23 protein-coding genes are annotated in these 24,141 nt (G+C 67.5%); 10 read left to right on the top strand and 13 right to left on the bottom strand.

From position 1 onward, the window contains the following. The first annotated feature begins 34 nt into the window (after positions 1–34). Genes D4765_RS06405 through D4765_RS06395 form a run of 3 tightly spaced genes read left to right on the top strand, consistent with a single transcriptional unit; the run spans position 35 to position 3,602 of the window. On the top strand, positions 35–679 hold the full coding sequence (locus D4765_RS06405; RefSeq protein ID WP_136641458.1) for a TetR/AcrR family transcriptional regulator: 645 nt from the start codon (positions 35–37) through the stop codon (positions 677–679). Then, complete coding sequence (locus tag D4765_RS06400; RefSeq protein WP_136641457.1) at positions 676–1,458, top strand: hypothetical protein; 783 nt, start codon at positions 676–678, stop codon at positions 1,456–1,458. Before D4765_RS06405 ends, D4765_RS06400 begins: the two co-directional genes overlap by 4 nt. Continuing rightward, positions 1,455–3,602 carry a YhgE/Pip domain-containing protein gene (locus tag D4765_RS06395; RefSeq protein ID WP_136641456.1) on the top strand — a complete coding sequence of 716 codons (2,148 nt, stop codon included), beginning with the start codon at positions 1,455–1,457 and terminating at the stop codon, positions 3,600–3,602. The genes D4765_RS06400 and D4765_RS06395 overlap by 4 nt, the downstream gene beginning before the upstream one ends. Before the next feature lie 57 nt (positions 3,603–3,659). On the opposite strand, the gene D4765_RS06390 is transcribed toward D4765_RS06395, so the two are convergent. The 7 genes from D4765_RS06390 to D4765_RS06360 all read right to left on the bottom strand — a co-directional run bounded on the left by D4765_RS06390 (position 3,660) and on the right by D4765_RS06360 (position 11,099). Then, positions 3,660–5,228: a molybdopterin-dependent oxidoreductase gene (locus D4765_RS06390; RefSeq protein ID WP_136641455.1), complete on the bottom strand. Its 1,569-nt coding sequence runs from the start codon at positions 5,226–5,228 to the stop codon at positions 3,660–3,662. A 136-nt stretch (positions 5,229–5,364) separates the two neighbouring features. Then, positions 5,365–6,462, bottom strand: a complete 1,098-nt coding sequence (locus D4765_RS06385) for an ABC transporter substrate-binding protein (RefSeq protein ID WP_136641454.1) — start codon at positions 6,460–6,462, stop codon at positions 5,365–5,367. 60 nt (positions 6,463–6,522) lie between these two features. Then, positions 6,523–7,410 (bottom strand): ABC transporter permease, encoded by an 888-nt coding sequence (locus tag D4765_RS06380; RefSeq protein WP_136641453.1) that lies wholly within the window; start codon positions 7,408–7,410, stop codon positions 6,523–6,525. After that, on the bottom strand, positions 7,407–8,273 hold the full coding sequence (locus D4765_RS06375; RefSeq protein ID WP_136641452.1) for an ABC transporter ATP-binding protein: 867 nt from the start codon (positions 8,271–8,273) through the stop codon (positions 7,407–7,409). Before D4765_RS06375 ends, D4765_RS06380 begins: the two co-directional genes overlap by 4 nt. A gap of 78 nt (positions 8,274–8,351) precedes the next feature. Further along, positions 8,352–9,716: an MFS transporter gene (locus tag D4765_RS06370; protein WP_136641451.1), complete on the bottom strand. Its 1,365-nt coding sequence runs from the start codon at positions 9,714–9,716 to the stop codon at positions 8,352–8,354. 55 nt (positions 9,717–9,771) lie between these two features. Further along, positions 9,772–10,110 carry a DMT family transporter gene (locus tag D4765_RS06365; RefSeq protein WP_136641450.1) on the bottom strand — a complete coding sequence of 113 codons (339 nt, stop codon included), beginning with the start codon at positions 10,108–10,110 and terminating at the stop codon, positions 9,772–9,774. A gap of 332 nt (positions 10,111–10,442) precedes the next feature. Beyond that, a complete protein-coding gene (locus D4765_RS06360) occupies positions 10,443–11,099 on the bottom strand; it encodes an RNA methyltransferase (RefSeq protein WP_136641449.1) in 657 nt (218 codons plus the stop codon). Positions 11,100–11,171: 72 nt separating this feature from the next. Between D4765_RS06360 and D4765_RS06355 the strand changes: the two genes are divergently transcribed. Beyond that, positions 11,172–12,440 (top strand): Nramp family divalent metal transporter, encoded by a 1,269-nt coding sequence (locus tag D4765_RS06355; protein ID WP_136641448.1) that lies wholly within the window; start codon positions 11,172–11,174, stop codon positions 12,438–12,440. 81 nt (positions 12,441–12,521) lie between these two features. On the opposite strand, the gene D4765_RS06350 is transcribed toward D4765_RS06355, so the two are convergent. Next, positions 12,522–12,995 carry a hypothetical protein gene (locus tag D4765_RS06350; protein WP_136641447.1) on the bottom strand — a complete coding sequence of 158 codons (474 nt, stop codon included), beginning with the start codon at positions 12,993–12,995 and terminating at the stop codon, positions 12,522–12,524. Next, positions 12,992–13,672 carry a metal-dependent transcriptional regulator gene (locus D4765_RS06345; protein WP_136641446.1) on the bottom strand — a complete coding sequence of 227 codons (681 nt, stop codon included), beginning with the start codon at positions 13,670–13,672 and terminating at the stop codon, positions 12,992–12,994. The genes D4765_RS06350 and D4765_RS06345 overlap by 4 nt, the downstream gene beginning before the upstream one ends. A gap of 89 nt (positions 13,673–13,761) precedes the next feature. Between D4765_RS06345 and D4765_RS06340 the strand changes: the two genes are divergently transcribed. Then, positions 13,762–14,037: a hypothetical protein gene (locus tag D4765_RS06340; protein ID WP_136641445.1), complete on the top strand. Its 276-nt coding sequence runs from the start codon at positions 13,762–13,764 to the stop codon at positions 14,035–14,037. Positions 14,038–14,120: 83 nt separating this feature from the next. After that, entirely contained in the window at positions 14,121–14,921 is an 801-nt protein-coding gene (locus D4765_RS06335) for an HAD-IIA family hydrolase (RefSeq protein ID WP_136641444.1), read from the top strand. 34 nt (positions 14,922–14,955) lie between these two features. On the opposite strand, the gene D4765_RS06330 is transcribed toward D4765_RS06335, so the two are convergent. Together D4765_RS06330 and pyrE are read right to left on the bottom strand one after the other, a co-directional pair. Continuing rightward, positions 14,956–16,824 (bottom strand): DUF2207 domain-containing protein, encoded by a 1,869-nt coding sequence (locus tag D4765_RS06330; RefSeq protein WP_136641443.1) that lies wholly within the window; start codon positions 16,822–16,824, stop codon positions 14,956–14,958. A 155-nt stretch (positions 16,825–16,979) separates the two neighbouring features. Continuing rightward, the gene (gene pyrE / locus D4765_RS06325; protein WP_136641442.1) at positions 16,980–17,528 is read right to left on the bottom strand and encodes an orotate phosphoribosyltransferase; all 549 of its coding nucleotides are present in this window, start codon (positions 17,526–17,528) and stop codon (positions 16,980–16,982) included. Positions 17,529–17,566: 38 nt separating this feature from the next. On the opposite strand from pyrE, the gene D4765_RS06320 reads away from it, so the two are divergent. Next, a complete protein-coding gene (locus D4765_RS06320) occupies positions 17,567–18,406 on the top strand; it encodes an exodeoxyribonuclease III (protein ID WP_136641441.1) in 840 nt (279 codons plus the stop codon). 10 nt (positions 18,407–18,416) lie between these two features. Here D4765_RS06320 and D4765_RS06315 read toward each other — a convergent pair whose 3' ends face one another. Beyond that, entirely contained in the window at positions 18,417–19,343 is a 927-nt protein-coding gene (locus D4765_RS06315; RefSeq protein ID WP_136641440.1) for an AEC family transporter, read from the bottom strand. Between the two features lie 143 nt (positions 19,344–19,486). Then, positions 19,487–21,652: an acyltransferase family protein gene (locus tag D4765_RS06310; protein WP_136641439.1), complete on the bottom strand. Its 2,166-nt coding sequence runs from the start codon at positions 21,650–21,652 to the stop codon at positions 19,487–19,489. Here D4765_RS06310 and D4765_RS20025 point away from each other — a divergent pair. The 3 genes from D4765_RS20025 to D4765_RS06295 all read left to right on the top strand — a co-directional run bounded on the left by D4765_RS20025 (position 21,536) and on the right by D4765_RS06295 (position 24,089). Next, on the top strand, positions 21,536–22,054 hold the full coding sequence (locus D4765_RS20025; RefSeq protein WP_338054625.1) for a YdeI/OmpD-associated family protein: 519 nt from the start codon (positions 21,536–21,538) through the stop codon (positions 22,052–22,054). The genes D4765_RS06310 and D4765_RS20025 overlap by 117 nt on opposite strands. A gap of 12 nt (positions 22,055–22,066) precedes the next feature. Then, a complete protein-coding gene (locus tag D4765_RS06300; protein ID WP_136641438.1) occupies positions 22,067–22,519 on the top strand; it encodes a hypothetical protein in 453 nt (150 codons plus the stop codon). 133 nt (positions 22,520–22,652) lie between these two features. Further along, on the top strand, positions 22,653–24,089 hold the full coding sequence (locus D4765_RS06295) for a DUF6421 family protein (RefSeq protein WP_136641437.1): 1,437 nt from the start codon (positions 22,653–22,655) through the stop codon (positions 24,087–24,089). Positions 24,090–24,141: the final 52 nt, after the last annotated feature.

The raw sequence follows: 24,141 nt of genomic DNA, 5'->3' as shown, positions 1-24,141 counted from the left end.
GCACGGTGATGTGCAAGTTATTACACTGGGATGCGTGAATGATTTCAGCGCATCCCGAGCCCCGCGCCGCGACGCCACCGAGAACCGCCAGGCGCTGCTCGACTCCGCCCGCCTGCTGCTGAACCGCGACCCCGACACCTCGCTCGAAGCCATCGCCGCCGGCGCCGGGCTCTCCCGCCGCTCGATCTACGGGCACTTCGCCACGCGCGACAAACTCATCGTGGCGCTACAGGCCTCGGGCAGCGAACGAGTGATCGCCGCCCTGGCCGCCGTCGATCATCCGGATTCCCGTATCGCCATCGCCCTCATCGGGGCACGCCTCTGGTCTGAGGTCGAACATGTGCGAGTCATGGCGCAACTCGCCGTTCGCGGGCCGCAACGTGAGCTGTTCGGCGAGACCCTCGCGCCACTGCGCGCCCAACTGCTGGCCATCGTGCGCCGCGGCGTGGAGTCGGGGGAACTTCGCCCCGACATCGAACCCGGCACGCTCGCTCGCCTGATCGAGGGCGCGGCGCTGAGCGTACTCGACGAGGCCGTTCGCCACAGCCTCTCGCGCGCCGAAGGGCACCGCCTCGTCATGCTTGCCGGCCTCGGTGCCGCCGGCCTCTCATGGCGCGAAGCGACCGCCGTCGTCACCGACAACCCCGAGCTGCGGCTCATCGAGGAGAAGACGTCATGAAGGTCATCCTGAGCGCCGTCTCGAAGGGCGAGAACGGGCAGAACCTGCCCGAGACCTCGCTGAGCTACGAGAGCGGCAGGGTGACGCTCGCCGTCGTCGAGACCGCCCAGCGACCCACGCTTCTCGCCCTCATGGCGACGGGTCGGATGGCTCCGGATGCCGGAACCATCACGTTCGAGCGCGAACCCGACTCTGAGGCGCTGCGCGCCTCGACCACCATCGTCGATGCTCCCGACGTGAGCGAGCATGTCGGCGATCTCAAGCTCACCGCGGTCGTGCAGGAGGAGCTCATGTTCGCCGGGCTTCCTTCCGGGCGCGCTGCGACACTGCGCGCGATCGACGAGTTGGACGCCACTGAATACGCGACCTGGCAGCTCACGAACATCCCCGCGGCGGTGCGGTTGCACGTACTCGGTGAGCTCGCGGCGGCACGGCCGGGCATCCGGGGCCTCGTACTGACGACGCCCGACCGCCACGGCGGCGACCCGGCCGAATGGTGGCCCACCGCGGCGGAGTTCGCCCGGCGCGGGCTGGCCGTGCTGCTCATCGTGAGTCGCGCCACGGCCGACGGTCTGCGGGGCGAGGTGGAGGCGCTCGAGAGCGAACGACTGGCCGCGCTGGCCGCCGCAGCCGAGGAGCAGCGGCTGGCCGAGCTGGCCCGGCTCGCCGAGCTCGAGGCCGAGTCGGCGGCGTTGGCCGCGGAGCCGGCACCGGTATCGGCATCGCCCACAGCAGACACAGCATCGACAGCAGCACCAGAATCGAAGGAACGCGCATGAAGATCGTGACACTCGTTCGCACCGAGTTTCGCCGGCTGACCGCCACCGGGCTCGCCCGTCTGGCTCTCGTAGCTCTGATGCTCGTGCCCGTCATCTACGCGGGGCTCTACCTCTGGGCCAACAGCGACCCCTATGGCAATGTGAAGAACATTCCGGTCGCGCTCGTGGTCGAAGACCAGGGCGCCACCCTGAACGGCGCCGCCGTGAACTACGGCACGCAGGTGCGCGACCAGTTGGTCGCCGACGGCAGTGTCAAATGGATCGACGCGAGCGCCTCCGACGCCGCAACCGGCATCAAGAACGGCACCTACGACTTCATTCTGACGCTCGGCCCTGACTTCTCGAAGCTGCTCACCTCGTCGGGAACGGCCACGCCCGAGCAGGCCGTCGTGCAGCTCACCACGAACGACACCAACAGCTTTCTCGCCTCGACCATCGCCGCCACGGTGGCCGAGAAGGTGCGCCTCAGCATCTCCCAGCAGGTCGGTGAGGCTGCGGCGCTGCAGTTTCTGAACGGGTTCTCTACGATTCACGACAACCTCGCGACGGCGGTGTCCGGGGCGAATTCACTCGCCGACGGCACCACTCAGGCACAGACCGGCGCGGCCTCGCTCGCGTCGGGTGCGGCAACAGCGAATACGGGGGCACAGGCGCTGGCCAGCGGTGCCGCAGAGGCGTCGGCGGGGGCATCCACTCTCTCGACGGGTGCACAGACTGCCGCGAACGGGGCTTCGGCCCTCGCGTCTGGCGCCTCGAAGACGAACGACGGCGCCCAGGTGTTGAGCTCGGGGCTGTCGTCGCTGCAGAGCCAGTCGTCGAGCCTGCCCGCGCAGACCGCGGCCCTCGCGGCCGGGGCAGCCCAGGTTGCGGCCGGCAACAAGACTCTGGCGAGCGACGTGGGGGTGGCCGCCGGCCTCGCCCAGGCTGCCGCCGACCAGGTACCCACGGCGCGCGCCGACATCGTGAACCAGCTCACCGCTCTCGGCCTCACGGCCGAGCAGCAGGCACCCATCCTCGCGCAACTCGACCAGGTGGGCACCGCCATCAACAATGGCAATGACCAGGTGAAGACGGCCCAAGACCAGGTGAACCAGCTCTCTTCTGGTGCGAACCAGGTCGCCGCCGGCACGCAGAAGCTGGCGGATGCCGCACCCGCCTTGAGCGCCGGCATCGCCTCCGCCGCCAGCGGCGCCGCGCAGGTCGCCTCCGGCACGCAGCAGGTGTCGACCGGGGCATCCTCGCTCGCCACCGGAACAGCCCAGCTCGCCACCGGCGCTGCCGCCCTCGCCAGCGCGAACCAGCAGCTCTCCGACGGCGCCACAACCCTCGCCGGTGGAACACAGCAGCTCGCCGACGGCAGCAGCACGCTCGCCACGGGGGCCACCCAGCTGAACACGGGCGCCGCGCAACTGCGTGACGGGCTCGTGTCGGGTGAGGCGCAGGTGCCGAACTACAGCGCCGACCAGCGACAGGCCGCCGCAGCGACCATCGCCACCCCTGCCCGCGTCGATACCGACACCGTGACGAAAGCGACGACCTACGGCGCCGGCATGGCCCCGTTCTTCATCAGCCTGGCGGCCTGGATCGGCATCTACGCGCTGTTCCTCATCATCAAGCCGCTCTCCCGGCGCGCGCTCACCGCGATCAAGGCGCCGCTGCGTGTCGTCGCGGCGGGCTGGCTCGCGCCCGCGCTGCTCGGCGCGGTGCAGATGGCGGCGGTGTACTTCGTTGTCACCGTGCTGCTCGGCTTCACCGTGGCGAACCCGGCCCTCATGCTGTTGTTCATGATGTTCACATCGGTCACGTTCGTGGCCATCATTCTGGCGCTGAACGTGTGGCTCGGCAGCGTGGGGCAGTTCCTCGGGCTCGTGCTGATGGTGCTGCAGCTCGTGACGGCCGGCGGAACGTTCCCGTGGCAGACGCTGCCCGGGCCGCTCGGGGCGCTCCACCACGCGCTGCCGATGAGTTACGCAGTCGACGGCATACGCCAGCTCATGTACGGCGGCGACCTGTCACTCGCGCTGAACGACGTAGGGGTGATTGCCGTGTGGCTGCTCGGAGCCCTCGCCTTCACGTACTTCCTCGCCGGGCGCACCACCCGGTCGCGCACGCTGCGCGACCTGCGGCCCTCGCTGATCGGCTGACCCGCACCGCTCCGCCCCGCACTGCACGGCACGGCACGGCACTGCACGCTCCAGCAGCTAGCTGACGTGCACCGAGATCGTGTGGTAGCCAGTGGAGCCGTCGGGCGCGGGAGGCGCCTGGTCGGCGGTCTGGGTGTAGCCCGAGGCGTCGGTGGCCCGCACAGCGATGGTGTGGTCGCCGGCGGTCGCGTTCCACTGCAGCACCCACTGGCGCCACGTGTCGGCCGAGATGGCGTCGGCAAGGGTCGCCTCGGCCCAGGCGCCGTTGTCGATCCGCACCTCGACCCTGGCCACGCCGGTGTGCTGCGCCCACGCGACCCCCGCGATGGCGACAGCGCCGGCAGCGAGCCCGGCATTCGAGCGCGGGGTGTCGATGCGCGACGACGTCTTCACGGGGCCGAGGGCGTTCCAGCCGCGCGGGGTCCAGTAGCCCATGTCCTGGGCGAAGGTGGTGACCTTCATCTCGACGACCCACTTGGTGGCCGAGACGTAGCCGTAGAGGCCCGGCACCACCATGCGCACGGGGAACCCGTGTTCGACGGGCAGCGGCGCGCCGTTCATCCCGACAGCCAACAGCGACTGCCGGTTCGTGTCTTGCAGCACCTCGAGCGGCGTGCCGGCCGTGAACCCGTCTGAGCTGCGCGACAACACCATGTCGGCTCCCGCGGTGGGTTTCGCCCGCGTGAGCAAGTCGCGAATGGGGTAACCGAGCCACAGCGCAGTGCCGATGAGATTGCCGCCCACCTCGTTCGAGACGCAGGTGAGAGTGGTGGCGTTCTCGACGAGCGGCAACGCGAGCAGGTCAGCGAACGAGATCTCGACCTCGTTCTCGACCATGCCGATGATCTTGAGGCTCCACGTGTCGGGGTTCAGCTGCGGAACCTGCAGAGCCGTGTCGATGCGGTAGAAGTCGGCGGCCGGCGTGATGACCGGGCTCAGGTTCGTCAGCCCGAGTTCTGCTCCGCTCGGGATGCCCGGGGCCGGTGTGCCGGCGACCGGCAACTTCAGGGCGGCCCGGGCGGTACTCACGGCCGCAGCACCTGCGTTCATCGCACGGGCTCCGATGCCGGCCACAATGGACACCGCTCCCGCCACACCCAGGAACACCAGGAATTGGCGCCGCTCGAGCGCGGCCGGCCCGGTTCGGGCGGTCGCCTGCTTCGTCACCTTCGCACGCGAACCCGCCTCGCGCGTCTGCCACCGGCCGAGTCTCAGGTGCAGCGACCGCAGCACGAAGACCCCCACGATCATGCCGATCACGGTGGGAATGGCTGACAGCACCGTCGCGCCTGAGCGGGTGGTCACGGCGATCACCGCGATGGCGGAGAAGGCGACGAGCACGACGGTTCCGTAGGGCGGTCTGCGCTGCTCAAGCAGCCCCGCGGCTGCGGCGCCGACCACGACCACGATGCCGAGAATGCTGAGGAGCGCCGCCTTGTCACCGGTACCGAAGAGCGAGATGGTCAGCTCTTTGACCCCCGGCGGCGCCAGGTCGATGACGAGCGAACCCACCGCGAACAGCGGGCTGCTCTCGGCATCGACGAACGCAGCCACCACCTCGGCAACGGCCAGAACGCTGAGAGCAGCGACGATTCCCGTCAGGGCAGACCACACACTTCGTCGCATGGGCTCACACTACGCTCGCCAGACGTGGGGCAAGCTGACCGTCACCTGCACGCCTGCGCCGGCCCGCGCATCCGGGGCCCCGCACGAACCGCTGCCGACCGAACGCTCAGCCGGCCACCGGATGCTCAGCCCCGCGTCACGGCGCAGGCCACACCAGGGTCGTGCCGTTGTAGATCGCCTTCACCACCGACGTGTCGGCGAACGCGCTGATGTCGGGAACGCTCGCCAGCTGCTTGCTGTCGACGAGAAACGCGGCCTCCTTCGCCATCAGATCGGTGTTCAACGACCCGAGCGGGGTGCCGGCCGGCTGCGACGACGCGACGAGGCCGCTCTCGGTCTGCCAGACCGCGAGGTTGTGGGCCACGTCGTAGCTCGCTCCGCCACCGGCGAGCGCGGCAGCGTCGTTCACGCACTCCGACGCATTCGTGAGGCAGTAGTCGTAGGCGTGAAACGCCGCGCGCAGAAAGTCTTCTGTGGCGGTGGGGTTCGCCGTCACGAACGCGGGGTTGGCCGCGACCGTGCCGAAGGTGCCGGGTATGCCATAGTCTTCGGGGTTCCAGAGCTTCACTGTGTCGCCGTCGGCCTTCAACGTGAGCGGCTCGTTCGACTTGTAGCCGGTGAGCGACTGCACCTGCCCGCGCGGCAGAATCGTGGGGTCGTAGCCCACCACGACCTGCGTGATCTTCGACACATCGACGCCATTCTTCACAAGCATGGCCTGCAGCTCGGGTGGAAGCTGGCCCTTCTGGCCGAGGGTCGTGCCCTCGAGCTGTTTGAGGTCGGTGACGGTGGTGGCGGTCATCAGCGTGGTGATCGGCACCTGGCCGTACGTCGCGATGGCTGTGACATTCACGCCGTTCGCGCGGGCCAGCAGCAGGTCGCCGTCGCCACCCAGATCGGTGAGGGTCGCCGTACCGGCGGCCACGAGCTGCGCGTTGCCGGCGGTGTCTCCGGTGCCGGGCTGGATCTTCACGTCGAGGCACACCGCGGCGAAGTAGCCGAGCTGCTTCGCCGCCAGAATGTCGAGGATCGACGCCGACGCCTGGTACTGAAAGCCGGTGACGTACGTGAGGGTGCCCGCGGCCTTGTTCTCGGCGCACCGGGCGGCCGAAACGGCGCTGCCCGGCGAGACCGAAGGGGCCGGGGTGCTGTTCGACGAGCATCCGGTCAGCACTGCGACAGCCGCAACGACGAGGGCGAGAACCGGGAGCGCTGTTGCTCGAAGGGAGGGCATGGGTGTCTCCGGGTGTGGGCCAGCATGAGGAGGAGCGCGAAGAGTTTCGGGAGTCTCAGGCTACTCGCGTTTGAGCAGCTGCGATTCGTGCCAGCGCAACACCCGCCGTTCGAGCAGAGTGACCAGCAGCAGAAGCACGGCGCCCATCAGGGCGAGGCAGCCGATCGCGGCGTACACCACGGCCAGGCGCGAGTTCGAGGAGGCGACGCTGATGACGGTTCCGAGGCCTTGGGCGGCGCCCGGTGCCGAGAACTCGGCCACCACCGCGCCGACCACCGAGAGCGGGAACACCACCCTCAGGGCCGCGAAGACGAACGGCAGGCTGGAGGGCATCCGGAGCCGCAGCAGCACCTCGAGGCGCGAGGCCCGCAGCGTGCGAAAGACCTGCAGCACAGGAGGAGACACCGAGTTCAGCCCGGTGATCAGGTTCATCAGAATGGGAAAGAAAGTGATGAGCGCGGTCACGATGAGCTTCGGTGCCGGGCCGAAGCCGAACGCCACCACCAGGGCGGGTGCGATAGCCACCACGGGGGTCACATTCAGCACCACGGCGAGCGGCATGATGGCCCGCCGCAGCAGCCCCGACTCGGTGACGAGCACGGCGACCACGAACGCGGCGACGAAGCCGATCACGAGCCCGATCAGCGCCTCGGCCAGCGTGACGCCCGCGTTCTGCAGATAGAAAGCGGGCTCGGTGATGACGGCCATCGCCACGGCCCCGAGCCGCGGCAGCAGATAGGTGTTGTTGATGGCCACGAATTCCCAGACGAGCCCCGCGACGACGACGGCAACGACGGCGGGCAGCCAGAAGCCCGGTCGCAGCAGCCTCGAGCGTTGCGGCTCGCTGGGGCGACAGGTACGGCTACCGGATGCCCGGCTCGCGGCCCCGTTCGCACCACGATTCGCGCCGCGACTCGTGCCGCCGCTCACCCCGCCGCCCGCGCTCATCGCGGCGCCCACGCGGTCTGCAGTTGTGCCCGCACCCGGTCTTCCCACAGGTGCAGCGCTGCCGACTCGAGCAACCCCTGCCGCCGCGGGCGCGGAAGGTCGATGTCGATCACGGCGTCGATATGCCCCGGCCGGCCCGACATGACCACCACGGTGTCGCTCAGCACCACGGCCTCTGCCACCGAGTGCGTGACGAACACCACCGTTGTGCGCTGCCGCTCCCAGAGCTCGAGCAGCTGAACCTGGGCGGCTTCGCGGGTGAACTCGTCGAGGGCGGAGAAGGGTTCGTCCATGAGCAGTACGTCGGCGTGAATGGCGAAGGCGCGCGCGAGGGCCACGCGCTGCTGCATGCCACCCGAGAGCTCGTGCGGCAGCCGCCCGAGCGAGTCACCCAGCCCGATGGTCTCGAGAATGGCGATGGCATCGGCAGCCGCGCCGTCTCTGGCTGCGGCGCGGGAGGGCGCGGCAGCCCGATCGATGTGGCCGGGCAGACGGCGCCGCAGGGCATCCGCCCGCCTGTTCAGTTTCGATGGCAGCGTGACATTCTGCAGCACCGACAGCCACGGCAGCAGCGCCGGAACCTGCGGCACGAAGCCGATCATCTTCACGGCGCACGCCTCATCGGGGTCGGAGCCGAACACGCTCACCTCACCCGCGTCGGCCGTCTCGAGGCCGGCGATCAGGCGCAGTAGCGTCGACTTGCCGCACCCGCTCGGGCCGATGATGCTGACGAACTGCCCGCGCCGCACCGTGAGGTCGACGTTCGAGAGGGCCGCCACCTCGGCCGCGCCGGAGCCATAGATTTTCGACACCCCCGACACCACGATCTCGTCGGTCGGGGCGGCGCGCCCGGTGGATGCCATAGTCGCAATCTTAAGCGGCTCGGCTGCGCGTGGCGCCCTGGCCGTAACGTTCACCGGTCACAGTGCCCGACGTCATCGCTACGGCGTCGCCGTCACCCGGCGGGCGGGCCGGATGTTCTCCCCCGCGCTCTTCGACAGCCGAAGCGCCTCAGCAGAGGCCACGAGCGTCAGCACCGCCACGACCAGAAAGCTGAACGAGAACGACCCCGACGGCAGCAGGCTTCCCGTCGGCACCGACTCCCCCGCCCGCAGCGCCACCGCAGCGACGGCCACGCCGAAGCCGGCCGCCACTTGCTGCAGCGTCGAGGCGAGCGTGTTGGCCGCGGTCATCTCCGCCTGCTCGATGTCGGCGAACGCGATGGTGTTGTACGCCGTGAACCCCACCGACCGCACCACTCCGCTGAACACCATCAGCACCACCACCACGACCAGCGGCGTCTCGCGGGTGAGCAGCGCGCAGAGCACCATGCTGAGCGCAGCACCGCCGGTCGCCCCGAGCAACATCGAACGAAAGCCGAACCGGCGAAGAAGAGGCGTGGTGAACGGCTTGATGCCGAGGTTGCCGACGAAGACGAAGAGAACGAGGGTTCCGGCGAGCACCGGCGAGTAGCCGAACCGGTCTTGAAAGAGCAGCGGCAGCAGAAACGGCATGCTGCTGATGGTCATGCGAAACATCGAGCCGCCCGCGTGCGAGAGCCGAAAGGTCTCGATGCGCATCGACGAGAGCCGCAGCAACGGATATCGGGCGCGCAGAAAGTGCACCGTCGCGCCGCCCACCAGAGCGAGCCCGAGCGCCGCAAGAATCACCAGCTCGATGACGTTCGTGTCGCCATCGGCGAGCAGCGACCCCACATAGACGAGCACTCCCAGCCCGAACCCGGTCAGTAGCACACCCCACCAGTCGAGCGCCGGCAGCGCCTCCGGCCCCGCGGCGCTCCGGTCGCGCGGCAGGATGCGCAGGGCAACCACGAACGCCGCCACCCCGAGCGGCGCATTGATGAGAAAGATCCAGTGCCACGTGGCGTAGGTGGTGAGCAGTCCGCCAGCCAGCGGAGCGACGACGGGCGCCGCGAGCGCCGGCCACGTGAGCAGAGCGATGGTGCGAATCAGGTCGGCCTTCGAGGTCATCCGGAGCACAGCGAGCCTGCCGACGGGCACCATCATGGCGCCGCCCGCGCCCTGCAGCACACGAAAGGCAGTGAGCTCGGTGAGATTCTGGCTGAGCGCGCACAGAATGGATGCTGCGGTGAACACGGCGATCGCTGTCAGAAAGACCGGGCGCGCGCCGAAGCGTTCGCTCAGCCAGCCGCTGAGCGGAATCAGCACCGCGAGGGTGAGCAGGTACGCGGTGATCGTCACCCCGACCGCCAGCGAGGGTACGCCGAGCGAGACACCGATGCTGGGCGCTGCCGTAGTGAGAATGGTGCCGTCGAGGTTCTCCATGAAGAAGGTCGCGGCGACCAGTAGTGCGATGTTTCGCTGGCGGTGCGGATGCTCGCTAATGCTTTGCTCCGAGCTCGAGCAGCAGCACACCGCCGATGACCAGAACGATTCCGCCGATCTGCATCCACGACAGAAACTCTTTGAACACGAGCCAGCTGATGATGGTCACCGCCACCACTCCCACGCCCGCCCACACGGCGTACGCGATGCCGAGCGGCACTCCTCGGCTGAGCGTGACGCTGAGAAGCACGAACGACGCCACATAACCGACCACGACGACGAGGTAGGCCCACCACCGGTTCGCGAACGTCACGCCCTCCCCCGACGTGAATTTCAGGAACGTCGTGGCGACGACCTCCGAAGCGATCGCCAGTGCCAGAAATAGATACCCCACGCGCTCAGCCTAGGCGTGAACGCCCGGCGGCACCCGCGGCGCGGGGCCTGAGTGCGCGTGGTGCGCGTGGTGCGTGTGGCGTGGTGCGCGTGGTGGGCCCTCCGATACGCCAGCCAGGCCACCCGGCTCATCCGTTCGCCTCATCCGGCCCCGACTCGCGCTGAAAAACGCAATCGGCGGCCCTCGTTCACACCTCCGCCCCATTCGCCGCGGTCTGAACGAGGGCCGCCTATTCCGTGATTCGGCCGGCACCCGACGACCGACGCGAAGCCAAGGCAATCCAAGCGGAGGTTGCGCAGGGCACGGCAGGTACAGGCCAGAGCCGGCGCGGGTCAGGCGCGAGGGAAGGAGACGTGCTGCAGCACCCAGGCGTGCATGGCGACGGCGGCCGCCGCGGAGGCGTTCATCGAGCGGGTCGAACCGAACTGGCTGATCTCGACGGTTGCCGAGGCGGCAGCGAGGGCGGCGGGCGAGAGACCCGGGCCCTCCTGCCCGAAGAGGAGCACGCAGCGCGACGGCATGGCGAAGGTCTCGATGAGTACGCTGCCTTCGACGTTGTCGATCGCGACGATGGGCAGGGCCTCCGCCGCCGCGAATGCCGCGAAGTCGTCGACCGTCTCGTGGTGCCTGATGTGCTGGTAGCGGTCGGTGACCATGGCTCCGCGCCGGTTCCAGCGCTTGCGCCCGATGACGTGCACGGTGTCGGCGGCGAAGGCGTTGGCGCTTCGCACGATCGAGCCGATGTTCATGTCGTGCTGCCAGTTCTCGATGGCGACATGAAACGGATGCCGGTGGGTGTCGAGATCCGCAATGATGGCGGTCATCGACCAGTACCGGTAGCGATCGATCACGTTGCGCGAGTCGCCGCGCTCGAGCAGCTCGGGGTCGTACTGGTCGCCCTCCGGACGCTCGCCGACCCACGGCCCCACCCCGTTCGTCGTGAGTTCGACCGACGGGTTTGCAGCGGGCGGAAGCGAGGCATCTGACACGCAACCACGATAGCCGCAACCCCCTCTTCAGATTGTTAGATGCATCTAACTTATTGTGCAATACTGTCGAACATGACGACGGTCGAGGTGAAGGCGCCAGAGCAGCGCACACCCAAGCCCGCCCGACTGCTCTTTCTGCTCGGCCCGGCCTTCGTGGCGGCGATCGCCTACGTCGACCCGGGCAATGTTGCCGCGAACCTCACGGCCGGAGCACGTTACGGGTACCTGCTGGTGTGGGTGCTGGTGATGGCGAACGGCATGGCCATGATCATCCAGTACCAGTCGGCGAAGCTCGGCATCGTCACAGGCAAGAGCCTGCCCGAACTGCTCGGTGAGCGACTGGGCACGCGCGGGCGGCGGGCGTTCTGGGCGCAGGCCGAACTGGTGGCGGCCGCGACCGACCTCGCCGAGGTCATCGGCGGCGCCATCGCACTGCAGTTGCTGTTCGGGCTGCCGTTGCTTCTCGGTGGGCTGATCGTGGGTGTGATCTCGATGATCATTCTCGCCGTGCAGTCGCGCCGCGGTCAGCGACCGTTCGAGACCGTCATCATGACACTGCTCGGCATCATCGCCGTGGGGTTTCTGGCCGGCCTCGTGGTGAGCCCGGTGAGCTGGGGCGACGCGGCGGGCGGCCTGGTGCCGAAGTTCGATGGTGGCGAGACGGTGCTGCTCGCCGCGAGCATGCTCGGCGCCACGGTCATGCCGCACGCCATCTATCTGCACTCCTCTCTCGCCCGCGACCGTCACGGCAGAGCGCTCGATGCCCACGCTCACCGCCCCACGGGCATCCGGCGCCTGTTGCACGTAACCCGCGTCGACGTTCTGGTTGCACTACTGCTCGCGGGCGCCGTGAACATCGCCATGCTGCTCATTGCCGCCGCGAACCTGGGTGGGGTCGACGGCACCGACACCATCGCGGGTGCCCACGCCGCCATCACCGCCGCGCTCGGGCCGGTCATCGGCGTGATCTTCGCGATCGGGCTGCTCGCCTCTGGCCTCGCGTCGACGTCGGTGGGCAGCTATGCCGGGGCCACCATCATGGCTGGGCTGCTGAAGGTGCGTGTTCCGTTGCTGCTGCGCCGCGTCATCACGCTCATCCCGGCGCTGCTCATTCTCGGCCTCGGAGTGAACCCCACCTGGGCACTCGTGCTGTCGCAGGTGTTTCTGAGCCTCGGTATTCCGTTCGCTCTTGTTCCGCTGTTCAGGTTGACGGGCGACCGGATGCTCATGGGAGCGTTCGCCGACCGACTCCCCTTACGCGTGCTCTGCTGGGCGGTCGCGGCGCTGATCGTCTGCCTGAACGTGGCGCTCATCGCGCTGACCGTCACCGGGTCAGGCTGAGCCCCGCTCACGCAACAGGAGCGGGAGCAGGAGCAGCTAGCGCTTCTTGAGGGCGGCGACGAGGTCGGCCGGGCGATCGGTTCACACGGTGTAGACGGTCTCGGCCGCTGGCCCAGCCGCGCCCGGGCCCGGCTGACGCGTCACGACAACGCCCGTGCCCGACGACAGCAGCAGGCCGCGCCGATTGCCCGGCAGCACGCGGTACCCCACGCCGCCGAACTCGCGGGCGATCATGTCGACCGCCTTAGCGCCGGCCACCTCCGAGCGCGCGAAGCGAACGGTGAACAGCGGGGCCAGTGCGAGCGCCACCTCGGCCACGGTCACCTCGACCACGATGCGAACCACGAGCAGCAGGATGCCCACTGCCAGCAGCACCACCGCCCCGACCACGGCGGCAATCGCCCCGCCGCCCTGGAACGAAGCGGGGTCGATCACCGTGGCGTCGACGACGAGCAGCACCGCAGCGACGAGAACAAGAACCCCGGCCATCCGGAGCCAGATCGGGCCACCGGACACCTCGCGAAAGAGCGGTTCGCCCGTGCCTGCCGAGCTCATGCGCCCTCGACGGTGACCCACACCGCGTCGCTCGCCCGCTGCCCCAGCTCAACGGCGATGCCGTCGTCGCCGAGGCGCACGGCCACGTCTCCCGCGAAGGTGCGGTGCTCGTCGACCGTCAGCCGAACGTCGAGCAGCACGCCCTTGTCGGCCACGTACCGGAGTAGCGCCGGGTCGGCATCGGAGATGCGCGAGACCACGAGCGAGTGCCCGGGCTCGGCGTCGCTGAGACGCACCGCGTCGGGCAGGTGCGGCCGACCGTCGGCCGAGGGGATGGGGTCGCCGTGCGGGTCGCGGGCGGGAAAACCGAGGTGCCGGTCGATGCGGTCGACGAGCGTGTCGGAGACGGCGTGCTCGAGAACCTCCGCCTCGTCGTGCACCTCATCCCACGCGTAGCCGAGCACTTCGACGAGAAAGGTCTCGACCAGGCGGTGGCGGCGCACCATGTCAATGGCGACCGCTCGGCCCGCCGCGGTGAGCTCGATGCTGCCGTAGGGCTCGTGCTCGAGCATCCCGAGGCCTGCCAGCTTACGAATGCCATCAGAGACCGTGGCCGTGCTGACTCCTGTGCGTTCAGCGAGCTGTTTGACCGTGACAGGCGACTCCGCCCACTCAGAGGCGGCCCAGATCACCTTCAGATAATCTTGGGCCGCATTCGTCAGATTGGGCAGCGTCATGCCCCCATTCTATGATTGCCGCCGAATGCATACTCGGTACAGAAATTCAATCCCTGCCAAGAAGTAGTTAGCTTCAGTAAATTATTTTTGTGCCCATCGTCAAGCGTATTTCGCCCCTCTCCGCCGCCGCCCAGAACACCCCGACCAGCTCCTACTCTCGAATCGTTCGCCACGGTGGCAACCAGTATTTCGCGACAACGCAGATGGCAGAGATCTTTCGCACCCACGCCGATGAGATCGTGGCCGAGAACCGTACTGAGCTGGTTCCACTGCTGCACAGCACCGGTGTCGAGCTTCTGCTCGTGAGCCCCTCGACGGTTTTCGCGGTGGTCGCGATCGAAGTCGGCCGCCTCAGCGCGGTATAGCAAGCGCACAGGCCCGCACCAGCGCGCACGCAGGCCGCTCGCAGTACCCTAGAGGCGAGCACCCGTGCACCCGAAGGAGCGCTATGTCCCGCCGTGACGAAATCGAATGCTGGCTGACCGACATGGACGGCGTTCTCGTCCACGAGAACCAGGCCCTTCCCGGCGCCGCTGAGCTGCTGCAGCAGTGGCGAGACGAAGACAAGCCCTACCTCGTGCTGACGAACAACTCGATGTTCACCCCGCGCGACCTCAGCGCCCGGCTGCTGGCGTCGGGGCTGACGGTTCCCGAAGAGTCGATCTGGACATCCGCCCTCGCCACCGCAGCCTTTCTCAAATCGCAGCAGCCCGGCGGCTCGGCCTTCGTCATCGGCGAAGCGGGCATCACGACCGCCCTGCACGAGGCCGGCTTCATTCTCACCGACACGAACCCCGACTACGTGGTCGTCGGCGAGACGCGCAATTACTCGTTCGAGGCCATCACCCGGGCCATCCGCCTCATCTCGGCCGGCGCCCGGTTCATTGTGACGAATCCGGATGCGACAGGGCCGAGCGCCGAGGGCCCGTTGCCGGCCACCGGTGCGGTTGCCGCCCTCATCACCAAGGCCTGCGGCAAAGAGCCGTACGTGGTCGGCAAGCCGAACCCCATGATGTTCCGCTCGGCGCTCAACAAGATCGGGGCGCACTCGGAGAACACCGGAATGATCGGTGACCGCATGGACACCGACGTGGTCGCCGGCATCGAGGCGGGCCTGCACACGATTCTGGTGCTCACCGGCATCAGCGACCAGGCCGAGATCGACAAGTACCCGTTTCGCCCCGACGAGATCTTGAAGGGTGTCTACGAGCTGGTCTCGTCAGAACCGGTGGAGTCCGACGCGATCTGATTTCGCCGTTAGGGGTGAGTGAGGCCGGCCGGGGTCACACCCCGCCGCCGCCTCCGCCGCCACCACCGCCACCCGAGAAGCCGCCACCGCCCGAGCCGCCGAACGAGCTGCTCTGCGTACTCGCGGCCAGGCTCGAGTCGACCACGTTCGACAGTGACCCGATGCTCGCCACGAAGAACGCCGCGTTGAACGCACCGACGTTGCCGCCGTACCAGGCCGGCTGCGTACCGAGGTTCTCGTAGTACGTGCCGAGCACCTGCGACCATTCGGTCTCGAGGTTCAGCAGCACCGCATACGGCAGCAGCTTCTCGTAGATCTTCACCACTTGGCCACGATCGGGAGCGCTGACCTGCGTCTTGAGGGCCCCCTCGGGGCTCTGCAACATGGCGAACCGGTCTTTCTCCGCCAGCCGGATGTAGAGCTCAAGGCCCTTGATGTAGTCGCGCAGCTCGGCGCCCTTCGGCGTGAGCGGCTTCTTCGTTCCTGCGACGAACGCCACCACCACCGACAGAGCCGCCAGCGCCAGCAGCACGTACGGCACCGCCCCGCCGTAGTCGCCGTTCACAGCCAACGTAAACATGAAGAACGCAAGCCCGGCCATGACCACAGCGGCCACCACAAAGAGGCCACTGAACAGCCCGACGCCGCCTCGCACGTACCCCTCGGTCACCGCGAGGCGCTTCGTGGACTGCACGAGCGACGAGATGCCCGAGCTGAGCGCGGTGTCGTGGCGCTCGAGCTGCTTCCACGCGCCCGGCGTCAGGGTGTCGCCGAACAGCACACGAGCGAGTGCGAGCTCGGTGTCGTCGAGACCCTGTACACCGACGAGTCGCAGCCAGTACGTCTTCGCGCCACGGCCATCGTTCTGCTGTTCGACGATCTGAATGTTTCCGCGCACCGCCAGGCTCACAAAACTCGCGGCGGGCGCCCGATCGGACTGCTTGTAGACGGCCGACGCCAGCAGCAGGTTCACGCCCTTCGGCGGTGTGTACTCGGCAATGATGGTCGGCCGCCCGGCACCGTCTTTCAGCGCGGTGAGCCGGTAGGCCATGGCCCCCACCGCGGCCAGTACCGCCAGAGTGACGAACACGAGCTCGGCGATCGCGGCGCCCGAGGCGAAGAACGAGTCATCCCGAGCCGTGAACGTGCCGGCGGTGAACCCCACCACCACGGTGACGTTCTCGCCGATTCCCAGCGCCTGGCTGGCCGTCGTCACAACGCTGCCACCGGCAGCCGAGTCGGTGCCCACCTGAATGTCACAGGTGTTCGTCGAACCGGTGACGCCTCGGTAGCAGGCGTTCTTGCCCGTCAGGTTCGAGGCCAACGCGGCCGGAACATGCACGGTGGCCGTCGCGCTCGTGAACGGCTGCTTCCATGCCGTGCCGTTCGTGTCCCAGTAGAACTCGTCGTCGTTCGTGTCGGCAAAGAACTTCGTCACGTTGGTCTGCGTGTAGGTGAACTCGTACGTCTGCGCGCCGTGCACGAAGTTCGCGTCAGCCACCGTCACGAGCAGCAGGCCGCTCTGCGAGTCGGTCGTGAAGCTTCGCGGATGCCCGGCGCCGTCGGTCACCGACACGATGTTCACCTCGGTGGGGTGCCCGTCGTACTTCTCGGGAATCGCCCGCTGGATGCCGTGGTTCTGGTCGCCGGCCGGAAACTGGGCCACGAAGGTCTCGACCGTCGACAGCGTCGAATGCCCGGCCGAATCGCGGCCCAGCGTGAAGTCACCGTGGTAGCTGGTGAAATCGAACGAGTTCGCGTCGCCACGCACGGCACTGAGGGGAGCCGCCGCACCGGCCGCACCTGGCACCGCGGCATTCGCCGCCCCACCGCCTGCGAGCGCCAGCACTCCCGCCACGAGCGCCGCCGCAGCCGCCCTTCGCACGATCGATCGAATCGCCACAGCGCGCCTTCTGCCTTTCGTCATGAGAAGCCCTCAGCATAACGCTTGAGCCCCTCGAACCTACCCGCTGAAAGCGGGCCCGGCAACGTCGCAGCTGAGGCAGCGCCCGACGACCTGCTGAGGAAGCAGTAGAAGTTGCGCTCGTTGCTTCAGGGTCAACTCAACCCGAGGTCGTCGAGCCCGATGGCGTAGTAGTAGGGGTAGCCGGCCGCCTCGATGCGTGCGCGCGCCTCGGTGTTGCGGTCGACCACGACGGCCACACCCACCACGATGGCGCCGACCTTCTCGAGCGCCTCGATGGCTTTCAGCGGCGAACCGCCGGTGGTCGAGGTGTCTTCGATTACCACCACGCGCTTGCCTTCGAGGTCAGGGCCCTCGACCTGCTTGCCGCGGCCGTGGTCTTTGGGCTCCTTGCGTACGACGAACGCGTCGTACGTCGCGCCGCGCGCCGCACCCTGGTGCAGAATGGCGGCAGCAACGGGATCGGCGCCCATGGTGAGCCCGCCCACGGCGAACACATCGGGAATCTCGGCGATCACGTCGAGCATGACCTGCCCGATGAGCGGGGCAACGCGGTGGTCGAGGCTGACTTTTCGCAGGTCGACGTAGTACGTCGCCTTCTTGCCGCTCGTGAGGGTGAAGTCGCCGTGAAAAACTGCTTCGTCGGAGATGAATTTGATGAGTTTGTCGCGTGCATCGGTCACGGCTCAACCTTATCGCGCGCAGCAAATAGGCTGGGGGCATGCGTGTTGCCACCTGGAATGTGAACTCGATTCGTGCCCGCGTGGGCCGCGTGACCGACTGGTTGGTGCGCGAAGACATCGACGTACTCGCCATGCAGGAGATCAAGTGCAAGGAGACGCAGTTTCCGTTCGAGCCCTTCGCTGAGGCCGGTTACGAGGTCGAACTGCACGGGTTGAACCAGTGGAACGGCGTGGCCTTCGCCAGCCGCCTGCCGATGGAAGACCTGACGGTGGGCTTTGAGGGCGTACCTGGTTTCGGCAAGCCCGACGAGAACGGCGCGCTGCCGGCAGAGGCGCGCGCGCTCGGCGTGACGGTTAACGGGGTGCGGCTCTGGAGCCTGTACGTTCCGAACGGCCGTGACCTCGAGAACGCTCACTATACGTACAAGCTCGAGTGGCTGAAGCAGCTGGCGGTCGACACCCGAAAATGGATCGCCGAGTATCCGGAGCAGCCCCTCGCTCTCATGGGCGACTTCAACATCGCGCCGCTCGACACCGACGTGTGGGATCTGGCTGCCTTCGAGGGCTCCACCCACATCTCGCCCCTCGAGCGTGCAGCGTTCGCCGAGTTCGAGGCGCTCGGCCTCGCCGACGTGGTGCGCCCGCTGGTGCCCACGGGCTACACCTACTGGGACTACAAGCAGCTGCGCTTTCCCCGAAACGAGGGCATGCGCATCGACTTCATCATGGGCTCCCCCGCCTTTCAGCAGCTGGTCTCGGATGCCCGCATCGACCGCAACGAACGAAAAGGTGACGCCCCCAGCGACCACGTGCCGGTTGTGGTCGACCTCGAGCTCGATACCGAAGACGACGACGACCGCCCGATGATCTTCGGCTGACGCTGCCAGGTCACTGCGGCCCGAGCAGCCCGGCCACCACCAGCAACACAGGAACCGAGGCGATGGTGCTGAGCAGCACCACGTCGCGGGCGACGACGATGCCCACCTCGTACCGGTGCGCGAAGTTGAAGATGTTCTGGGCCGTCGGAAGCGCCGCGAGCACCACCACGCCGAACAGGTGCACGCCGTCGAGGTTCACGAGGTAGCGCCCTGCCAGGTACGCGACCACAGGCATCACAATGCTTTTCAGAACCGTGGCGGTGACGATTTCGCGTCGACCGGTTCCGGGTGCGAGCGGGCGCTGGCCTGAGAGCGACATTCCGAACGTGATGAGCACGAGCGGAATTGCCGAGCCGCCGATCAGCTGGAACGGCTGAAGCAGGGCATCCGGCATCTTCCAGCCCGACAGCGCAACGATGAGCCCGGCGATCGAGGCGATGATGATCGGGTTGCGGAGCGGCTGGGTGACGATCGAGCGCACCGACACCGACCCTCGGCGCGACGCGTCGAGCAGGGTCAGAACAAGCGGCGCGATCACGATCAGCTGCAGCATGAGCAGGGGCGCCACGAACTGCGGATCGCCCAGCACGTAGGTGGCCACCGGCAGCCCGATGTTGTTCGCGTTCACGTACGACGACGCAGCGGCGGCGATGGTCGTCTCCGCGACGCCGCGACGAAAGAACAGCCGCGACAGCAGCACGAAGATGCCCGCCGTCACCACTACAGACAGCAGTGTCACGACCAGGAACGACGAGAAGATCACGTGCACGTCGGCGCGGGCCAGCACGGTGAACAGCAGCGCCGGGCTCGAAACGAAGAAGGCAAGCCGGTTCAGGGTTCGCTGGGCTTCGCCCGGCAGGATGCCTGCCCGCTGAACCACGTACCCCACGAGGATGACGGATCCGATGATGGCGAAGCCGATCAGCACACCGCTCACAGGTCGCGACCCGTTCTGTTCACGTTCGACCTGCCAGCACGCGATCGGTCAGCCGACCAACTGCCCGCACGCGACCGGTCAGGCCACCAACCGCCAGCACACGACCCGTCATCAGCCCGTCGGCCCCCACGCCACGCCACTGGTCAGGGCGCCATGGCGGCCACCAGCGCCGACGTCAGGTACGGCGCAAGGGTGGTGGCGAACGTGTTCGTCAGGTGGTCTTGGTCGCGGTACACGTTGGCGCCACCGATGACCGCGTAGCAGTCGTTCGTGTTGCAGAACGTGCTGGTGAAGTCGAGCAGGGTGACCTTCTCGCCCGCGGCGATCGATGCGGCCGCGGCGACACCCACCGGTGGGTCTGCCACCAACCCGTCGGCGCGCGGCTCGACGCAGTCGGCTTCAGCCTCAGTTCGCAGGCACTTGTTGGGGTCGTCGCTCCACGCAGGGTTGTCGACCATGGTCACGACAGGGGTTCCCCTGCTCGTCACCTGGTTCCACGCGGCACTGAAGCCCGTGGCGAGAGCCTTACCTGTGGCCGAGGTGCCGGGCGCTCCGGCGTCGGCGAGCGCTGCCGTGAACACCGCGTCGTACGGTGCCACGGTGGCCAGCTCGGTGGTCAGGTTGCCCCGCCAGGTGTTGCACGAGACCGAGAACGCGTCGGCGCCCTGCAGTGCATCGGTGTTCCACGGGCAGCCGCCCTTGATGTAGGTGGTCAGCGCCCAGCCGTTGTCGGTGGCAAGCTGGATGAACGGCTCCAGCAGCGCGTACGCGTGCGAGTCGCCGATGAGCGCCACACGCTTCGCCGCCGGGTCGGTCGACCCGAAGTGGCAGGCATACAGCCCGGAGTCGTTCAGAGTCACCAGGCACTCGGGGTGCGCCGGGCGGTCGGCGTTGCCGAACCCGGGCGACGGGACGATCGTTCCGGCCAGCGCCGCATTCGAGCAGAGCGCAGCCGCTGCCAATGGTGCTGATGCTGATGCCGTCGTACCCGCCAACGACGTCACCACCGGCCCCGGGCCAGACGCGGCGCCGAAGCAGTCGGGCGGGCTCGCCACCGTCGAGGCCAGCTGATCAGCAGCGGCCTGGTATTTCGGCTGCTGCACGCCCCACACCCCACCGATGAGCAACGCCAGCACCGCCATGCCCGCGAGCATGAAGCTGAAACTGAAGCGGGGCTTTCGTGCGACCCAGAACCGCCATTGCCGAGCCGGGTCTTCGACGAACTTCTTCGTGAGCCACGCCAGCACGAAACAGATGGCGAGCAGCGCGATGCGGTTGTAGATGGAGAGGCCCCAGCCCGGCACAAAGGGCGCCACCACGATGAGCGGCCAGTGCCAGAGGTAGAGCGAATACGAGATGTCACCGATGAATCGCGGAACCCGTGAGGCGAGCACTCGGCCCACATCGAACCAGCGGCCACTCGGGTGCGACGCGATGATGGCCGCTGTTCCCAGCACCGGCACGAGTGCGGCATACCCGGGGAACGCGGTGTTGCGGTCGAACACGAAGGCCGCGCCGACGACCATCACGACACCCGCGTAACCCAGCAGGTTGCCTGCCCAGGCTCGGGTGGGCCGCAGGCGCGGGATGAGCGCGAGAATGGCGCCCGCCCCGAACTCCCACACCCGTGTGTACGTGACGAAGTAGGCCGTTGCCGGGTCGTTCTTCGTGAAGACGATCGAGAGCACGAGAGACACAACGCTCACCAGAACGACAAGTGTGATCATCGCGTTCCAGCGGCCCTTCGCCGCACCCGCCTTGGCGCTCAGGCGCTTCACTCCGAACAGCGACGCGGCCAGCAGCAGAATGGGCCAGATCAGGTAGAACTGCTCTTCGAGCGAGAGCGACCAGTAGTGCTGTACAAGCGACGCGTCGTTCGACGCTGCCAGATAGTCGACCGAGTTCGCCGCGAGCGCCCAGTTCTCGACGTAGAACGTGCTCGCTGCGATCTCTTTGACATTTTCGGCCAGAGCGCTCAACGGCATCACCGTGAGCGTCATGATCACGCTGAACAGCAGCACCAGCAGGCCCGCCGGCAGCAGCCGCCGCACCCGCTTCGCCCAGAACGACGGCAGTGTGATTCGGCCGGTTCGCTCGAGCTCCCGTGAGAGCTGCTGCGTGATGAGAAAACCCGAGATGACGAAGAACACATCGACGCCGATGTAGCCGCCGGTGAGGCGGCCCGGCCAGAAGTGGTAGATGACAACGAGCAGCACCGCGATGGCTCGAAGCCCCTGGATGTGCGGCAGAAAGTGCGCCGGAGCACCGCTCGGGGCGGCAGACCGGCCGCGAAGGCTCGTTGGTTGCATAGTGCCCCATGGTACTTCGACCCTTCTGTTCGAACCCTCCGCCGCATCGGCCTGTGCAGAACTCACCGCTGGTGCGTACCTGTGGGCGAAGAGGAATACTCCTTGGTATGGAGTTTCAGACGTCGCTCATCACCAGCGGAAAATCGGCCACCGGCATCGTGGTTCCACTCAACGTCTACGAATCTCTCGGCACGGCCAAACGGCACGCCGTGGTGGTCGCCATCAACGACTTCACCTACCGCAGCACCGTCACGCCCCATCGCCCGCGACGTGTTCGAAACGCTCTCGTACAGCAACAAACGCGGCTTCACCGTTGCCATCGACGAAGCCAAGACCCCCGAGACGCGCCAGCGCCGCATCGACAAGGCGGTCGCCTCGCTCGCCGATCAGCAGCCCGGCTAGTAACATCGCACCGTGACCGCACTGACGCCCTCCTCCTCTTCTGAACCCGCCGCGACCCCCGAGCCGCTCAGCTATTCGAAGAAAGACTCCGGCACCGGCAAGCTCACCGACTACCGCTACGACATGCTGCCGAAGAACGCGAAGGTCACCCTGCAGCTCGCTGCAAGCGATCCCTGCCAGCAGACCATCGCCGAGGTGCAGGCCAAGAACGTCTCAGACCTGCAGGCCTTCGTCGCCCGCCGTACCCTCGACGAAGAGCGCACCGACGCACCCGTGGCAGTTCGACTGTTCGTCGACTCCCGGATGACCGGGCTGGTCGGCTACGTTCCGAGAGGGCTCGAGGCACCCGTGCTCGACACCCTCACCCGGCTCGAGAATGCCGGCCGCACCGCACGCATCCCCGCCGAGATCGTGAAGACACGCAACGGGCTGCGAATCAATCTGTTGCTCGGCCAGACCCGCTGAACGCAAGTTTCTTCGGTCCCGCCCGGCATTCTCGCCGGAAACCCGCCAGATGCTGACGAAACGACGGCCGGAATCTTTCTAGGCTTCGGGTGAGCGCATTCGCACTCCAGCAGCAGGCCGACGGGAGGTTCTCATGTCTTCACGCACATCTTCTTTCACAGCAGATGCCATCACAGGCGAACCGGAGGTCGTCGAAGACCGCCACACCCTCGCCCTGCACCCCGCCTGGCACACCCTGAAGGCAGCCGTGGCAGAGCTTCGGCTGGCGCAGCAGCACGACGGGTCACTCGAAGACTCCGCCGACCGGGCTGAGGCTGCCGAACTGGTGGCCACGATCATCCGGAGCCTGCACGAACTTCAGCAGCCCTTCGCGCATGATGCGACCTACCTCGAAGCCAGTGCCGCCGACTTCGAGCGCTGGGCCGCCGACGGTTACGGTGTGCCCGACTTTCTCGACTCGCTCACAGCCTTTCACCCCGAATCGAACCGGGTCGACGGGCTGCGGCACGTGGTCGTCTTTCCCATGTACACGCAGAACGGCAGCCCCGACCGGCTCTTCGAGGCCGTCGCTGTCGAGGTGATCTGGCCCGAGTTCGTCGCCGAGCTCGAAGCCGGCGACTACTCGAACAAACTGTTCGTGCCCATTCGTTTTCTCGACTTCACCGAGGGGTACAACACCAATTCGGCCGTGCTGTTTCCTGAGACAGTGGCCATGCGGGCGATTCCCTCGTTCACCTGGGGCGCCATCTTCGCCGACCGCGAAGCCGCACGCTTTCGCCTCGTGGTGCAGGCCGCCGCCGAGACGACGCGGCTCGAACTGCCGGCCGACGCTGAAGCCCTGCTCTCCGACCAGCGGCTGGCCGAAGAGACCTTCGTCATGTGGGATCTCATCCACGACCGCACACACATGCGCGGTGACCTGCCCTTCGACCCGTTCATGATCAAGCAGCGCATGCCGTACTTTCTGTACACGCTCGAAGAGCTGCGCTGCGACCTCACCGCCTTTCGCGAAGCCGTTCGCATCGAGCGGGGCGCCGCCCTGCACACCGCGGCCGGTGAACCGCAGACACACTCGGCGAACGCCATCGCCACGGCCAAACGGGTGCAGTACGCCATTCTCTTCGACCGCATCTTTCGCTTCGCCCTCACCGGAGCCCGCGTGCGCAACTACGACGGCCTCGGCGGCCAGCTGCTCTTCGCATGGCTGCACCAGCACCATGTTCTGCACTGGACCGACACCCGCCTCACCATCGACTGGCCCGAAATCGCCGACCAGGTCATAGCGCTCGGTGCCGAGATCGACGACCTCTACTGGCGTTCGATCGACCGCCCGAAAACGGCGCACTGGCTCGCCGCGTATGCCCTGGTCTCTGCGACCGTGACGCCGAACCCCGCTTCGGTGTGGGCGAAGGGGCCGGATGCTCTGGCCCTCGATGGCCCACCGCGGGGCCTCACCGACCAGGTGTTGCCCGACGAGTTTCCCCTGTCGATGTTCTACGAGGCGCTGCAGAAGAAGATGGGCGGCGTCATCGAGTCGACCGCGGGCATCACCGGCCACACGGCCCGCTGACCGCGCACGGCGGCGGCTCTGCTCGGCTCGGCTCGGCTCGGCTCGGCTCGGC

Origin of the sequence: Subtercola vilae (assembly GCF_004923255.1) — a bacterium.
Classification (GTDB): Bacteria; Actinomycetota; Actinomycetes; order Actinomycetales; family Microbacteriaceae; genus Subtercola; species Subtercola vilae.
This window is presented reverse-complemented; position numbering and strand designations above follow the sequence as displayed.

What these genes read in the sequence shown, in the direction of transcription:
- D4765_RS06345 (WP_136641446.1), bottom strand. Translation starts at nt 13,672, where the DNA reads ATGACGCTGCCCAATCTGACGAATGCGGCCCAAGATTATCTGAAGGTG.
- D4765_RS06320 (WP_136641441.1), top strand. Translation starts at nt 17,567, where the DNA reads ATGCGTGTTGCCACCTGGAATGTGAACTCGATTCGTGCCCGCGTGGGC.
- D4765_RS06390 (WP_136641455.1), bottom strand. Translation starts at nt 5,228, where the DNA reads ATGCGACGAAGTGTGTGGTCTGCCCTGACGGGAATCGTCGCTGCTCTC.
- D4765_RS06395 (WP_136641456.1), top strand. Translation starts at nt 1,455, where the DNA reads ATGAAGATCGTGACACTCGTTCGCACCGAGTTTCGCCGGCTGACCGCC.
- D4765_RS06355 (WP_136641448.1), top strand. Translation starts at nt 11,172, where the DNA reads ATGACGACGGTCGAGGTGAAGGCGCCAGAGCAGCGCACACCCAAGCCC.
- D4765_RS06310 (WP_136641439.1), bottom strand. Translation starts at nt 21,652, where the DNA reads ATGCAACCAACGAGCCTTCGCGGCCGGTCTGCCGCCCCGAGCGGTGCT.
- D4765_RS06400 (WP_136641457.1), top strand. Translation starts at nt 676, where the DNA reads ATGAAGGTCATCCTGAGCGCCGTCTCGAAGGGCGAGAACGGGCAGAAC.
- D4765_RS06380 (WP_136641453.1), bottom strand. Translation starts at nt 7,410, where the DNA reads ATGAGCGCGGGCGGCGGGGTGAGCGGCGGCACGAGTCGCGGCGCGAAT.
- D4765_RS06350 (WP_136641447.1), bottom strand. Translation starts at nt 12,995, where the DNA reads ATGAGCTCGGCAGGCACGGGCGAACCGCTCTTTCGCGAGGTGTCCGGT.
- D4765_RS06375 (WP_136641452.1), bottom strand. Translation starts at nt 8,273, where the DNA reads ATGGCATCCACCGGGCGCGCCGCCCCGACCGACGAGATCGTGGTGTCG.
- D4765_RS06370 (WP_136641451.1), bottom strand. Translation starts at nt 9,716, where the DNA reads ATGGAGAACCTCGACGGCACCATTCTCACTACGGCAGCGCCCAGCATC.
- D4765_RS06385 (WP_136641454.1), bottom strand. Translation starts at nt 6,462, where the DNA reads ATGCCCTCCCTTCGAGCAACAGCGCTCCCGGTTCTCGCCCTCGTCGTT.
- D4765_RS06295 (WP_136641437.1), top strand. Translation starts at nt 22,653, where the DNA reads ATGTCTTCACGCACATCTTCTTTCACAGCAGATGCCATCACAGGCGAA.
- D4765_RS06335 (WP_136641444.1), top strand. Translation starts at nt 14,121, where the DNA reads ATGTCCCGCCGTGACGAAATCGAATGCTGGCTGACCGACATGGACGGC.